General features: G+C 67.9%; 12 protein-coding genes and 1 pseudogene. 4 read left to right on the top strand and 9 right to left on the bottom strand.

Annotated elements, in window-relative coordinates; all coding sequences use genetic code 11:
- Positions 1-17: 17 nt before the first annotated feature.
- Both KY493_RS14530 and KY493_RS14655 read right to left on the bottom strand, forming a co-directional pair.
- On the bottom strand, positions 18-746 hold the full coding sequence (locus KY493_RS14530; protein WP_255567888.1) for a site-specific integrase: 729 nt from the start codon (positions 744-746) through the stop codon (positions 18-20).
- A 294-nt stretch (positions 747-1,040) separates the two neighbouring features.
- Positions 1,041-1,328, bottom strand: a pseudogene (locus KY493_RS14655) (Arm DNA-binding domain-containing protein); the annotation flags it as partial.
- Between the two features lie 332 nt (positions 1,329-1,660).
- On the opposite strand from KY493_RS14655, the gene KY493_RS12185 reads away from it, so the two are divergent.
- On the top strand, positions 1,661-2,410 hold the full coding sequence (locus KY493_RS12185) for a M48 family metallopeptidase (protein WP_219896595.1): 750 nt from the start codon (positions 1,661-1,663) through the stop codon (positions 2,408-2,410).
- 271 nt (positions 2,411-2,681) lie between these two features.
- On the opposite strand, the gene KY493_RS12180 is transcribed toward KY493_RS12185, so the two are convergent.
- From KY493_RS12180 to ccmA, 5 genes are read right to left on the bottom strand one after another with little or no spacing between them, the layout of a single operon-like run.
- On the bottom strand, positions 2,682-3,206 hold the full coding sequence (locus KY493_RS12180) for a DsbE family thiol:disulfide interchange protein (RefSeq protein ID WP_219896594.1): 525 nt from the start codon (positions 3,204-3,206) through the stop codon (positions 2,682-2,684).
- Positions 3,199-3,351: a heme exporter protein CcmD gene (gene ccmD / locus KY493_RS12175; RefSeq protein WP_219896593.1), complete on the bottom strand. Its 153-nt coding sequence runs from the start codon at positions 3,349-3,351 to the stop codon at positions 3,199-3,201. Before ccmD ends, KY493_RS12180 begins: the two co-directional genes overlap by 8 nt.
- Positions 3,351-4,070 carry a heme ABC transporter permease CcmC gene (gene ccmC, locus KY493_RS12170; RefSeq protein ID WP_219896592.1) on the bottom strand — a complete coding sequence of 240 codons (720 nt, stop codon included), beginning with the start codon at positions 4,068-4,070 and terminating at the stop codon, positions 3,351-3,353. The genes ccmD and ccmC overlap by 1 nt, the downstream gene beginning before the upstream one ends.
- A gap of 43 nt (positions 4,071-4,113) precedes the next feature.
- The gene (gene ccmB / locus KY493_RS12165) at positions 4,114-4,779 is read right to left on the bottom strand and encodes a heme exporter protein CcmB (RefSeq protein ID WP_219898552.1); all 666 of its coding nucleotides are present in this window, start codon (positions 4,777-4,779) and stop codon (positions 4,114-4,116) included.
- Positions 4,779-5,402 carry a heme ABC exporter ATP-binding protein CcmA gene (gene ccmA / locus KY493_RS12160; RefSeq protein WP_219898550.1) on the bottom strand — a complete coding sequence of 208 codons (624 nt, stop codon included), beginning with the start codon at positions 5,400-5,402 and terminating at the stop codon, positions 4,779-4,781. The genes ccmB and ccmA overlap by 1 nt, the downstream gene beginning before the upstream one ends.
- Before the next feature lie 364 nt (positions 5,403-5,766).
- Here ccmA and acnA point away from each other — a divergent pair, with 364 nt between their 5' ends.
- The 3 genes from acnA (at position 5,767) to KY493_RS12145 (ending at position 9,611) form a co-directional block, all read left to right on the top strand.
- Complete coding sequence (gene acnA / locus KY493_RS12155) at positions 5,767-8,535, top strand: aconitate hydratase AcnA (RefSeq protein WP_255567887.1); 2,769 nt, start codon at positions 5,767-5,769, stop codon at positions 8,533-8,535.
- 129 nt (positions 8,536-8,664) lie between these two features.
- Positions 8,665-9,132 carry an antitoxin Xre/MbcA/ParS toxin-binding domain-containing protein gene (locus tag KY493_RS12150; protein ID WP_219896591.1) on the top strand — a complete coding sequence of 156 codons (468 nt, stop codon included), beginning with the start codon at positions 8,665-8,667 and terminating at the stop codon, positions 9,130-9,132.
- A gap of 2 nt (positions 9,133-9,134) precedes the next feature.
- Positions 9,135-9,611: an RES family NAD+ phosphorylase gene (locus KY493_RS12145; protein ID WP_219896590.1), complete on the top strand. Its 477-nt coding sequence runs from the start codon at positions 9,135-9,137 to the stop codon at positions 9,609-9,611.
- 15 nt (positions 9,612-9,626) lie between these two features.
- On the opposite strand, the gene KY493_RS12140 is transcribed toward KY493_RS12145, so the two are convergent.
- Together KY493_RS12140 and katG are read right to left on the bottom strand one after the other, a co-directional pair.
- Positions 9,627-10,523: a hydrogen peroxide-inducible genes activator gene (locus KY493_RS12140; RefSeq protein ID WP_219896589.1), complete on the bottom strand. Its 897-nt coding sequence runs from the start codon at positions 10,521-10,523 to the stop codon at positions 9,627-9,629.
- A 100-nt stretch (positions 10,524-10,623) separates the two neighbouring features.
- Complete coding sequence (gene katG, locus KY493_RS12135; protein WP_219896588.1) at positions 10,624-12,867, bottom strand: catalase/peroxidase HPI; 2,244 nt, start codon at positions 12,865-12,867, stop codon at positions 10,624-10,626.
- Positions 12,868-13,004: the final 137 nt, after the last annotated feature.

The following is a 13,004-nucleotide window of genomic DNA, read 5'->3' as shown; positions in this document are numbered from 1 at the left end:
GGCAGAGAGCAGCGCCTTCATTCCAGGTTGTGGTAGCGGTCCGCGATAAGCTGGGCCGCTGCTACACCTGCTCCGGCTCGAAGATGGGCGTAACGTTCCGTGGTCGTCGACTTGCTGTGTCCCAACATCTTGGACAGTGTGTACAGGCTTTCGCCGGTAGCGATGATCTGCGATGCGAATGTGTGACGAAGTACATGAAACGAGGCGTCGAGGACGCCGCTCTGCTTCAGGACACGATCCCAGGCGCCCTTCGGCGGGGTCATCGGTTTATCTTCGAACACAGCTGGACGTACTTCGCCGTCCCGGTTGCCCGCTTTCGACTGAGCGGAGAGGGAAGGAAAGACGTGCTGGAAGCCAGGGTGGTCACCCTTGAGCGATCCAAGGACTTCAAGCGCAGCGGGAGAAAGGTGGAGAGACTTCGGTCTGGATGCGCCACCCGACTTGTGGCGGAGTGGAGGGAGAAGCAGGAAGCCTCGCTGGAGATCAACCTCGGACCAGCGTAGGCCCAGAAGCTCCCCGCGCCTTGCGCCCGTCAGCATGAGTAGGCGGAAGAATGCCGCCTGAGCGGCGGTCAGTCGTCGATCGGCTGCCAGAACTCCAATTGCCCGCCAGATCGCCGCCACTTCGTCATCGCTGAGATAACGTTCACGGCGGCCATCAGGAATTTTCGGCACCTTCTCTGCAGGGTTTGTTTCGATCAGTTCCTGGGTGACAGCCCAGGCCAACATTGCCGCCAGCGACCTCATGGCCCGCGACGCCGCCCCTTTTCCACCTCGCACGTGAATCACGCCTCGGAGCTTGCCTGACGCAACTCGACGGGCGGTGGCCCCCGCCGCGACCCTGGCCTGCCACTCCGACAATTCCCCAGGGCGGAGGCTGGTGACAACCCTGCGTCCGAGAAGAGGGAGAACATGATGGGTGAAACTGTAGCGATCGACAGCCCAAGAGCTCTCGCGCTTCGTGACTTTGTGAGCCGGGCCGTCTCGCAGGTAGACTTCACAGAGAACCGAGATCGTTAGAGAGGCCCGAGCCGCCTTACGCTTTGCAAGGGGATCCTGCCCGTGATCGGCGGCGTGAAGGATTGCCTTAGCACGCTCTCTGGCAGCCTCCGGCGTCCAGGGGGAACCGTGCCGACCGATGGCGATCTGCCGCTGCGTCGTTGCTCCGTCGGGCCTGTAGCGAACTTCATAAACCTTGCGGCCGGTCGGTCGTACCCGCAGCCGGAAGCCTGAAATTTCGGTGTCCCAGATGATCACGTCATCTGCCGCTCGTGGTACCGTGGCATCGACAAGGCGCTTGGTGATCTTCCTTCGTTGAGAGGCGGACATGGCGTTCTGGTCATCAGATGGTCATCAGCCGGCATCAACTCGAGGTAATCCCGGCCAATCGCTGGAAGGTGGAGGTAAGAAGAAAACCGTCCTACTTTCAAGGTGTTGTCTATCTGCAGAAGCAAGCATCAATCGCGGGAAAAACCAATCTGGCATCGTTGCCAAGGTGAGGGTCGGGCGTTCGATCAGCCATCGCCCGCTCCAATCGAAACGCAAAAAGGCTCGGTCTTCGGACCGGGCCTTTTTGCTTTGGGGGGCAGCGCGTTTCGTCGCAGGAACCTCTGCGCGCATCGCCGGTTTTCCTGCGTTCAACTTTGCCGCAGGAGCCCGTCATGACCCGCGCCGTTTGCATCGCCTTGCTCGCCGCCTCGGCCAGCGCCGCCCTGGCCGCCTGCGCCTACAATGAGGCGCTGGGGCGCAACCAGCTGCTGATCGTCGACAACGGCTCGCTGGTGCAGCAATCCAACGCCGCCTGGGCCGAACAGGTGCGGACCCAGAACGCGGTCACCACCGGCGCTCAGGTGGATCGTATCCGCCGCATCGGAGACCGTCTGGTGCAGGCGGCGGGGCTGGGGAACCGGACCTGGGAATACGCCGTCTTCACAAACCAGAGCCCCAACGCCTTTGTGCTGCCGTCGGGCCAGATCGGCGTGACCACGGGTCTGCTGAGCCTGGTGCAGAACGACGATCAGCTGGCGGCGGTGATCGGACACGAGATCGGCCATGTGGTCGCCCAGCACGCGGCCGAGCGCACCTCTTCCAGCACCCTGACCAATGCGGCGCTGCAGTTGGGCACGCGCGTCGCCGGCGACTATGGCCAGGCTGTGGGCGCGATCGGCGGGTTGGGCGCGCAGTACGGCATCCTCCTGCCCTACTCGCGGCGCGACGAGCTGGAGGCGGATCGGCTTGGTGTCGATTACCTGCAGGGGGCGGGGTGGCGACCCAGCCAGTCGGTGGCCTTGTGGCGGCTGATGGCGGCGCAGCGCGAAAGCCAGGTTCCGCAGTTCGCCTCGACCCACCCGTCCGACGACACGCGCATCGCCGCGCTTGAACAGTATATCGCCAGCCGCGGCTGGAGCTGACCTCTAGATCCTTATGTCCAGCAGAGACCCGGGCCGCAGAGGCCGGCTGGGGTCGGGCGCCGGCGCGCTGGTCGCGCGCGTTGTGACCACGGCGGGGGCGGACGCTGAGGCCTGAGCCGTTGCCTGGGTCTGATCCACGGCGGCGCGGAAGAAGGCGGCGGCCTGAGCCGAGCGCGCGCGACCGGCGTCCGCGGGTTGCGGAACGATCTGCGGCAGTCCGGGACGAATCGCGCTCATTCCAGGAGTGTTAACGCAATCCGTCGGAAAAAGGTTAACGCCTCTGAAGCGCCTGCGTCAGGCGCGTGACGTCGCGGTCGTCCAGCAAGGGGCCGGCCTGTTTGGCGCGGATACGGCCGGACGCGTCCACCGCGAACGTCTCCGGCACCCCCGAGACGCCGAGGTCCAGGCCCAACCGTCCCTCGCGATCGACCAGCACGGCGTCGAATGGATCGCCCATTTCCTCCAGAAAGGCGCGCGTGGCGACCGGTTCGTCCTTGTAGGCCACGCCGATCACGACCACGCCCCGGGCCTTCAGCTCCATCAGCTTGGGATGCTCGATGCGGCAGGGCGCGCACCAGGAGGCGAACAGGTTCACCAGCACCGGACGTCCGGCCGCCAAAGTACGCAGGTCGGCCGCGGCTCCCTCATCAAGCTGCGGCAGGCTCGAAGCCGGGATCATCTGGCCGACCATGGCGTCCGGCTTGATTACCGGATCGCGCTTCAGCGACCAGCCGATGAACAGGGCGGCCAGCGCCGCCAGCACCACCAGCGGGGCCAGCGCCAACCATCTATTCATCGCCGGCTTCCAGGTCGCGCAGCGCCGCCTTCCAGCGCCGGGCCGCGGCCGCCGCGCGCACGACCAGCGCGGCCAGCACGACGCCGCTGATCGCCCAGGCCGGCCAGACAAAGGCGGCGTAGGGGCTCATGTCCAGGTCGATCATCACGCCTCCAGCGCCCGGCGCGCGCGCAGCGACTGCACCCGCCGGCGGCGCACCTCCGTACGGATGGCGGTCAGCCACAACGCCACGAAAAGCACGCCGTATGCCGCCATCATCACCAAGAGCGCCTGCAGATAGGGCGGCGCCAGCGAGGATCCTCCGGCGCGCAGCAGGCTGGCCGGCTGATGCAGGGTGTTCCACCAGTCGACCGAGAACTTCACGATCGGCAGGTTGATCAGGCCGACCAGGCCGAGCACCGCCGCAGCCCTCGCCGCGCGCGCCTCGTCGTCGATCGAGGCCCGCAGGGCCATGTAGCCGAGATAGAACAGGAACAGCACCAGCACGCTGGTCAGCCGCGCGTCCCACACCCACCAGGTTCCCCACATCGGCTGGCCCCACAGCGAACCTGTGACGAGCGCCAGCGCCGTGTAGGCCGCGCCCGGCAGGGCCGCCGCCCTTGCCGCCGCATCCGCCAGCGGATGGCGGAACACCAGAGCGAAGAAGCTGGATACGCCCAGCGCCGCATAGGCCACGAGGCCGATCGAGGCGGCCGGCACGTGCACGAACATGATCCGCACGGTGTCGCCTTGCTGGTAATCGGCGGGGGCGGAAAAGCTCAGCCAGGACCCGACCGCCAGCAGCACGCCCGCCGCGCCCCAAAGCCAGGGCGTCAGCGGCCGGGTGAAGGCCATGAAGCGAGCAGGGTTCGACAGGCCGAACATCGGGATCAGCGCTTACGCGGCGGCCGGGGTGCGGGCAAGCGCCTCAGCCCTGCGCATTGCGAATGGCCGCCGCGCCCGCGAGCGGCGCGATCACGACCGCGAACAGCACATAGGCGCCGAGCAGCGCCAGGGCCGGACCCACGGGCTGGTCCAGCACCCCGCGTTGCAGTCCGCCCGCGCCGAACACCACCGGCGGGATGAACAGAGGCAGGACGATCACCGCGATCAGCAGCCCGCCGCGGCGAGCCCCCAGCGCCAGCGCAGCCCCGAGCGCGCCGGTGAAGGAAAAGCTCAGCCCTCCGATCAGCGCCGTCAGCAGCGTCAGCGGGGCAAGATCGCCCGACTGTCCCAAGGCGAGGGCCGCGACGGGCGCGACAAGCGCCAGCGGGAGGCCGGTCGCCGTCCAGTGCGCCAGCGCCTTGACGCCCACGACGCCCTCCAGCGGCACGGGACCGGTCGCCAGGAGATCCAGCGCCCCGTCCTCGTGATCGCGCTCGAACATTCGCTCCAGCGACAGCAGCGACGCCAACGCCAGCGCCGTCCAGGTCAGGCCGGAGGCCACGGGGCTCAGCACGCGCGGATCGCCGCCGGCCGCGAGCGGGATCATCGTCGTCATGCAGAGCAGAAAGGCGCAGGCCAGCAGCGCGCCTCCGCCTCCGCCCCAGGCCAGCGCCAGTTCGCGCCGATAAAGAATGCCCAGCGCGCGGATCAACGCCCAGCCCCGATCTCGAACGCGCGGGCGGCGACGGGCAGGGGATCGTGCACGGCGGCCAGGATCAGGCCGCCCCGATCCAGATGGGCCAGCATCAGCTCTCCGGCCGCCCGCCTCCAGCGCGTGTCCAGCGGGCTCAAGGGTTCGTCCAGCAGCCAAAGCGGACGCGGCGCGGCGATCAGCCGGGCCAAGGCCAGCCGGCGCCGCTGTCCGGCCGAGAGCCGGCGCACTTCCAGGTCGAGCAATGGGGCGAGCCCCAGTCGATCCGCCGCCTCGGCCACGCCCGCGTCCGTTCCGCCCAGCCACCGCGTTTGAAACGTCAGTTCGTCGCGCGCGGTGCGTTGCCCTTTAAGCCCATCGAGATGACCCAGCAGGTGCAGGTCGCGGCCGCGCGCGGTCTCGGGTTCGATGCGGTCGCCCGTCGCATCTGCGAAGGCCACTTCACCGCCATCCGGTCTGAGGAAACCTGAAACCGCCCGCAGCAGCGAGGTCTTGCCCGCGCCGTTGGCGCCCGTCAGCGCCACGGCCTCTCCGGCGCGGAGATGAAGCGACAGGTCGCGGAACAGCGTGCGCTCGCCGCGCGAGAGGGTCAGGGACGTGACGGTGACGGAGGCGACGATCACAAGCTCTCCCTCCCTGTTTCGGGGAGGGTGGCTGAGCCGTAGGCGAAGTCGGGTGGGGAGGGCCAGGCGACGCATCCACAATCCTGTGCGGCCTTGCCTTGCCGCCCCCACCCGGCCGCTGCGCGGCCACCCTCCCCAATGTGGGGAGGGTGAGGCAGAGTATGCCTCGCTGTCATGCGAGCCGTTCTCAATGTCCCTGCGGGCGGCGTGGATACATGGACGGCTAACGGTTGCGGGATTATAGGCAGGCTCGCCGCAGCAGGCTTTCGCCGCGCGCGCCGGGGACCTGTGCGCCCCTGCGTCCAGCGCGCGAAGGCGCAACCGGATTGTCGGGCGGCGCTGATCAGAGGAACCCCTCCCTATGCCGTCGAACGACAGCCTGAACGTCCGCAAGGATCTATCCGTCGGGCGCAAGAAGTACGCCTATTACAGCCTTCCCGCCGCCGAGGAAGCCGGTCTGGCCGGGATTTCCCGCCTGCCGCGCTCCATGAAGGTGCTGCTGGAGAACCTCCTGCGCAACGAGGACGGCGTCTCGGTGACCGAGGCCGACCTGCGCGCCTTGGCCGCCTGGATCGAGAACAAGGGCTCGGTCGAGCACGAGATCGCCTTCCGCCCGGCCCGCGTGCTGATGCAGGACTTCACCGGCGTGCCCGCCGTGGTGGACCTGGCCGCGATGCGCGACGCAATGGCCGCGCTCGGCGCCGACCCGGCCAAGATCAACCCGCTGAACCCCGTCGACCTGGTGATCGACCACTCGGTGATGGTCGACTATTTCGGCGACAAGCGCTCGTTCCAGCAGAACGTCGAGCGCGAGTACGAGCGCAACATCGAGCGCTACAACTTCCTGCGCTGGGGCTCATCGGCCTTTAACAACTTCCGCGTCGTGCCTCCCGGCACCGGCATCTGCCACCAGGTGAACCTGGAGAACCTGGCCCAGACGGTCTGGACCCTGACCGAGGGTAAGACCACGCTGGCCTATCCCGACACCGTGGTCGGCACCGACAGCCACACCACCATGATCAACGGCCTGGCCGTTCTGGGCTGGGGCGTCGGCGGGATCGAGGCCGAGGCCGCCATGCTGGGCCAGCCCATCCCGATGCTGATCCCCGAAGTCATCGGCTTCAGGCTGACCGGGCGCCTGCCGGAAGGCGCGACCGCCACCGACCTGGTGCTGACCGTCACCCAGATGCTGCGCAAGAAGGGCGTGGTCGGCAAGTTCGTGGAGTTCTTCGGCGACGCCCTGGTCGGCATGACCATCGAGGACCAGGCCACCATCGCCAACATGGCCCCGGAATACGGCGCCACCTGCGGCTTCTTCCCCGTGTCGCGCGCGACGATCGACTATCTGACCGCCACCGGACGCGACAAGGCGCGCGTCGCCCTGGTCGAGGCCTACGCCAAGGCTCAAGGCCTGTGGATCGACGACACCAGTGAAGATCCGGTCTTCACCGACGTGCTGGAACTGGACATCTCCACCGTCGTGCCGTCGCTGGCTGGCCCCAAGCGCCCGCAGGACCGCGTCGAGCTGACCAACGCCGCGACCGAGTTCGACGGCCATCTGACCGGGACCTTTTCGCGCGCCTCCGACGCGCCGCGCGCGCCCGTTGACGGCGAGAAGTTCACCGTCGGCGACGGCGACGTGGTGATCGCCGCCATCACCTCCTGCACCAACACCTCCAACCCGTCCGTCCTGATCGCCGCCGGCCTGGTGGCGCGCAAGGCCAATGCGCTGGGCCTGAAGGCCAAGCCGTGGGTCAAGACCTCGCTGGCCCCCGGCTCTCAGGTCGTCACCGACTATCTGACCGACGCCGGCCTGCAAAAGGACTTGGACGCGCTGGGCTTCAACCTGGTCGGCTACGGCTGCACCACCTGCATCGGCAACTCGGGCCCGCTCGATCCGGCCATCTCCAAGGCGATCAACGACAACGCCCTGGTCGCAACCAGCGTGCTGTCGGGCAACCGCAACTTCGAAGGCCGCGTGAACCCCGACGTTCAGGCCAACTACCTGGCGTCGCCCCCGCTGGTGGTCGCCTACGCCATCGCCGGCTCGATGCGCATGGACATCACCAAGGAGCCGATCGCCCAGGACAAGAAGGGCAACGACGTCTTCCTGCGCGACATCTGGCCGACGGCCGCTGAGATCGCCGAAATCCAGCGCAAGTCGGTGACCCCGTCCATGTTCGCCAAGCGCTACAAGGACGTCTTCAAGGGCGACAAGCACTGGCAGGGCATCAAGGTCACGGGCGGCCAGACCTATGCCTGGGACGACTCTTCGACCTACGTCGCCAATCCGCCCTACTTCGAGGGCCTGTCGATGGAGCCGACCCCGGTCAGCGACATCGTCGAGGCGCGCGTGCTGGCCATCTTCGGCGACTCGATCACCACCGACCACATCTCTCCGGCCGGTTCGATCAAGAAGACCTCGCCCGCCGGCGTCTATCTGACCAACCGCGGTGTGGAGACGAGCGAGTTCAACTCCTACGGCGCGCGTCGCGGCCACCACGAAGTGATGATGCGCGGCACCTTCGCCAACATCCGCATCCGCAACAAGATCACGCCGGACATCGAAGGCGGCGTGACCAAGCACTTCCCGTCGCAGGACACGATGTCGATCTACGACGCGGCCATGCGCTACCAGGCCGAGGGGCGTCCGCTGGTCGTGTTCGCCGGCAAGGAGTACGGCACGGGCTCGTCGCGCGACTGGGCGGCCAAGGGCACGCGCCTTCTGGGCGTGCGGGCTGTGATCGCCGAAAGCTATGAGCGCATCCACCGCTCGAACCTGGTCGGCATGGGCGTGGTGCCGCTGCAGTTCAAGCAGGACGGCTGGCAGAAGCTGGGCCTGACGGGCGAGGAGATCGTCACGATCCGCGGCCTGTCGGACGTCAACGTCGGCAAGCTGCGTCCGCGTCAGGACCTGTGGGTCGAGCTGTTCCGCCCGTCGGACGGCAAGATGGCGCGCTTCCCCGTGCGCTGCCGCATCGATAACCAGACCGAGCTGGACTACTTCAAGGCCGGCGGCGTCATGCCCTACGTCCTGCGCAACCTGGCGCGCGGCCCGGAAGCGGCCGTGACGGCGCCGGTCGAAACGGCCCCGGTCGAAGCCGCCCCGACCACCGAAGTCGCTGAATAAGGCGGCGGTGAAGCCAAGATGACGAGGGCCGGCGGAACGATCCGCCGGCCCTTTTTCATGGCGCCATCCCCGACCTTGCGGCGGCGTCATTTGGCGATTATCTGTGCGTCACATGACGAAAGCCGCTTGATGACCGCCCTCGACATCTACGCCCAGCCCGAGGCCCTTCCGGCCAGCGACGCCGCCCGCATCGGTCGGCTGCTGGGGCTGAAGGACGGCGCCGTGCTGGACGACATCGCCTTGGCCGACCAAGTGTCGCGGGGACTGAAACCGACTTCCGCCGCGGCCCTGGGTGAAGTCATCGGCATGCCGCATGTGGTGGGTCAGCTGATCCCGGAGGCGACGCTGCGCCGCGCCCGGACCAATCGCAAGCCGCTGTCGCGCGAGATGAGCGAGCGCTTGTACGAGGTCGGCCGCGTGGTGGATGCGGTCAGCCGCGTCTATCACGGCGACACCGCCGCCATCGCCCGCTTCCTGAACCGGCCGCACCCGCTGCTGAATGGGCGCACGCCCTTGAGCATGGCCCAATCCAGTTCGGCCGGAGCCGACGCCGTGATCAATCTGGTGCGGCGCGCCGACGCGGGCTTCGCCGTCTAGGCATGGTTCGCCGGCTGGACGATGCGCTGAAGGCCTACCGCATCGGCGATCCGCGCGGCGAGCATCCGATTTGGAGCGACGGGGGCGCGCGTTTGGCGTCGGGCCGCTGGCACGAGGCGGGCCAGCGTGCGGTCTACGCCGCCGAACACTATTCCACCGCCATGTTGGAGAAGCTGGTCCACTTCGGCGGCGAACTGCCGAACGGCCAGCACTATGTCGAAATCCATCTTCCCGCCGGCCTGTCCTACGAGATGGTCAACCCGGACCTTGTTCCCGACTGGGCGGCGCCGGGCGGGGCGGCGGCGCGCGCCTTTGGCCGGGACTGGTTCGCGCAAGGGCGCTCAGCGGTGCTGATCGTACCCTCGGTCGTAGCGCGCATGGAGCGGAACTTCGTCTTCAACGCCGCCCATCCTGAGTTCGCGCGCGTCAAACCGGGGCTGGAGACGCCCGTCTGGTGGGATCAGCGGCTGTTCGGCTGAACCACTCCTGCCGTCCTAGTCGAGCGTCAGGGCCTCGGCCAGCAGGCGCGCCTCGGCCGCGCGACTGGAGCCGGAGCGCCAGGCGACGACGATCTCGCGGCGGGGCGGCTGGTCGTCCTCGCGCGCGAACGGACGCACGGCGACGGCCGGATTGTCGGCCAGGCCCGCCTTCACCGCCATGCTGGGTAGAAAGGAAACGCCCAGGCCCGACCCGACCATCTGCACCAGGGTGTGCAGGCTCGTGGCGGCGAACACGTCGTCTCCGCGCGGCGGGTCGATATCGAGCGCGGCCAGCGCCTGATCGCGCAGGCAGTGGCCGTCCTCCAGCAGGATCAGGTCGTCGGACTTCAGCGATCCCGGCCGGATGGTCGCGCCTTGGGCCAGCGGGTGGCCGGCCGGGGCCGCCGCCAGGATTTCGTCGTCGCCGATCCGCGCATGCTCGATGCCCGAGGCTTCATAGGGCAGGGCGATCACCGCCGCATCGACATGACCGGCCTTCAGAGCGGCGATCAGACGGGGCGTCAGGTCCTCGCGGATGAACAGCTTGAGCTTGGGATAGGCGTCGCGCAGACCCGGCAGCTTGGCCGGCAACAGAAACGGCGCAACTGTGGGGATCACCCCCAGGCGGAAGCGGCCGGAGAGGGGACGGCCGGCGTTGCGCGCCGCCTCCACCAGGTCCTCGGCGCGGGCCAGAACGTCCTCGGCGCGCTTGACAGCCTCGGCCCCGACGGCGGTCAGCAGCACCGCGCCGCGCGTCCGCTCGACCACGGGCGCGCCCAGGATACGCTCCAGTTCCTGTACCCCGGCGCTCAGCGCAGGCTGGCTGACGTGGGCGGCCTCGGCGGCGCGGCTGAACGAGCCGTGCTCGGCGAGGAGCTTCAGATACTGGAGTTGACGCAGGGTGGGGAGCATCCGGGCGTCATAGGCGCTCGCTATCGCCGGATCAAACGGCATTGATCTGATCTATGAAGAGCCCCCGCCCGACAACAGCGCCGGGCGGGGGGACGTCTCGTCAGGCGACGACCTTCTCGGCGTGCAGCGCCGGTCCCGGCAGGTCGTAGCGGTCGTTGTTCATCACCTGGACCCAGGCCTTGATGAAGTCCCGGACGAACTTCCCGCCGGCGTCCGCCGAGGCGTAGACCTCGGCCAGCGCCCGCAGCTGCGAGTTGGAGCCGAACACCAGATCGGTGCGGGTGGCGGTCCAGCGCTTCTCGTGCGTCAGGCGATCGGAGCCGACAAAGGTCTCGTCGCTGCTGTCGTCGACCTGCTTCCAGCCCGTCCGCATGTCCAGCAGGTTGACGAAGAAGTCGTTGGTCAGCTGACCCGGTCGATCGGTGAGGACGCCGTTCTCCGAGGCGCCATGGTTGACGCCCAGCACGCGCAGGCCGCCCACCAGAACCGTCATCTGCGGCGCGGTGAGGCCCAGCAGCTGGGAGCGGTCGACCAGCAGTTCTTCGGTGGGCACGTTGAACTGCACCTGCAGATAGTTGCGGAAGCCGTCGGCGCGGGGCTCCAGAACCTTGAAGCCTTCCGCATCGGTCTGCTCGTCCGTGGCGTCGGTGCGACCCGGGCTGAAAGGCACGACCACGTCGTGGCCGGCGGCCTTCGCCGCCTGCTCGACGCCCACCGAGCCGCCCAGCACGATCAGGTCCGCGATCGAGACATTGAGCCCGGACGCGGCCTTGATGTCCTCATAGACCTTCAGCACGCGCGCCAGCTTCGCCGGCTCGTTGACGTCCCAGTCCTTTTGCGGGGCCAGGCGGATGCGCGCGCCATTGGCGCCCCCGCGATGGTCCGATCCGCGCCACGTCGCAGCCGAGGCCCAGGCCGTGCGAACAAGGTCGGCGACGGTCAGCTCTGACGCCGCGATCGCCTGCTTCAGCTGCTGGATTTCGGCGTCCCCGATCAAGCGGCCCTGATGAGGCGGGATCGGATCCTGCCAGATCAGGTCCTCGCTCGGCACGTCCGGTCCGAGGTAGCGGATGCGCGGCCCCATGTCGCGGTGGCACAGCTTGAACCAGGCGCGCGCGAACTGATCGGCGAAATAGGCCGGATCGGCGCGGAACTGCTCCATGATCTGGCGGTAGGCCGGGTCGACCTTGAACGCCATGTCGGCGGTGGTCATCATTGTCGGGACCTTCTTGCCCGGCGTGTGCGCGGCCGGCGCGAGCGTCTCGTCCGGATTGCCGACGGGTTGCCACTGCTTGGCCCCGGCCGGGCTGCGGACCAGCTCGTACTCGTGGTCCAGCAGCATGTCGAAGTAGGTCATGTCCCAGGTAATGGGCGTCGGCGTCCAGGCGCCCTCAATGCCGGAGGTGATGGTGTGGTCGCCCACGCCGCTCTCATGGCCCGAGACCCAGCCCAGGCCCTGCTGGGCGATGTCGGCGCCCTCGGGGCTGACGCCCACCTTTTTGGCGTCGCCCGCGCCGTGGCCCTTGCCGAAGGTGTGGCCGCCGGCGGTCAGGGCCGCCGTCTCGACGTCGTTCATGCCCATGCGGGCAAAGGTCTCGCGGATGTCGTGCGCCGACTGCAGCGCCTCCGGACGGCCGCCGGGGCCTTCCGGGTTGACGTAGATCAGACCCATCTGGATCGCGGCGAGGGGCTCTTCCAGCACCATGCCCTTGTCGGGCTGGATGCGGGTCTCATTGCTTTCATCGCCGACCCAGTTCTCCTCGGTGCCCCAGTAGACGTCCTTTTCCGGCTCCCAGACGTCGGCGCGGCCGCCGCCAAAGCCGAACACCGGCCCGCCCATCGATTCAATGGCCACATTGCCGGTCAGGATGAACAGGTCGGCCCAGGACAGCTTGGCGCCGTACTTCTGCTTGATCGGCCAGAGCAGGCGCCGCGCCTTGTCCAGGTTGCCGTTGTCCGGCCAGGAGTTCAGCGGCGCGAACCTCTGCTGCCCCGCGCTTGCGCCGCCCCGGCCGTCGCCGGTGCGATAGGTGCCGGCCGAGTGCCAGGCCATGCGGATGAAGAAGGGACCATAGTGGCCGTAGTCCGCCGGCCACCACGGCTGGCTGTCGGTCATCAGGGCGTGGAGGTCGCGCTTGACCGCCGCATAGTCCAGCGTCTTGAACGCCTCGGCGTAGGAGAAGTCGTCGCCCATCGGGTCGCCCGTCTTGCCCTGCTGGTGCAGGATGTCGACGGACAGGTGGTTCGGCCACCAGTCGCGATTGGTGCGACCCAGCAGAGAGCGCAGGGCGGCGGGCTCCTTGCGCGGGTTGTGAAGCGGGGTTGGGGCGCTTTCGCCGTCCATGATGTCCTCCCTGGGTTTAGACCGGAGATGCGACTGTGAGACGGAAGCCGACGAAAAGCCAATCGATAAACTTTGCCGTTTGCAGCGGGAAAATCTATGCAGATCGCGTTGATCCGTGGGAGCAACTATAAGAACGA

It is taken from the genome of Brevundimonas sp. PAMC22021 (assembly GCF_019443405.1).
Lineage (GTDB): Bacteria > Pseudomonadota > Alphaproteobacteria > Caulobacterales > Caulobacteraceae > Brevundimonas.
This window is presented reverse-complemented; position numbering and strand designations above follow the sequence as displayed.

What these genes read in the sequence shown, in the direction of transcription:
- KY493_RS14530 (WP_255567888.1), bottom strand. Translation starts at nt 746, where the DNA reads ATGAGGTCGCTGGCGGCAATGTTGGCCTGGGCTGTCACCCAGGAACTG.
- KY493_RS12185 (WP_219896595.1), top strand. Translation starts at nt 1,661, where the DNA reads ATGACCCGCGCCGTTTGCATCGCCTTGCTCGCCGCCTCGGCCAGCGCC.
- KY493_RS12180 (WP_219896594.1), bottom strand. Translation starts at nt 3,206, where the DNA reads ATGAATAGATGGTTGGCGCTGGCCCCGCTGGTGGTGCTGGCGGCGCTG.
- ccmD (WP_219896593.1), bottom strand. Translation starts at nt 3,351, where the DNA reads ATGATCGACCTGGACATGAGCCCCTACGCCGCCTTTGTCTGGCCGGCC.
- ccmC (WP_219896592.1), bottom strand. Translation starts at nt 4,070, where the DNA reads ATGTTCGGCCTGTCGAACCCTGCTCGCTTCATGGCCTTCACCCGGCCG.
- acnA (WP_255567887.1), top strand. Translation starts at nt 5,767, where the DNA reads ATGCCGTCGAACGACAGCCTGAACGTCCGCAAGGATCTATCCGTCGGG.
- KY493_RS12150 (WP_219896591.1), top strand. Translation starts at nt 8,665, where the DNA reads ATGACCGCCCTCGACATCTACGCCCAGCCCGAGGCCCTTCCGGCCAGC.
- KY493_RS12145 (WP_219896590.1), top strand. Translation starts at nt 9,135, where the DNA reads ATGGTTCGCCGGCTGGACGATGCGCTGAAGGCCTACCGCATCGGCGAT.
- KY493_RS12140 (WP_219896589.1), bottom strand. Translation starts at nt 10,523, where the DNA reads ATGCTCCCCACCCTGCGTCAACTCCAGTATCTGAAGCTCCTCGCCGAG.
- katG (WP_219896588.1), bottom strand. Translation starts at nt 12,867, where the DNA reads ATGGACGGCGAAAGCGCCCCAACCCCGCTTCACAACCCGCGCAAGGAG.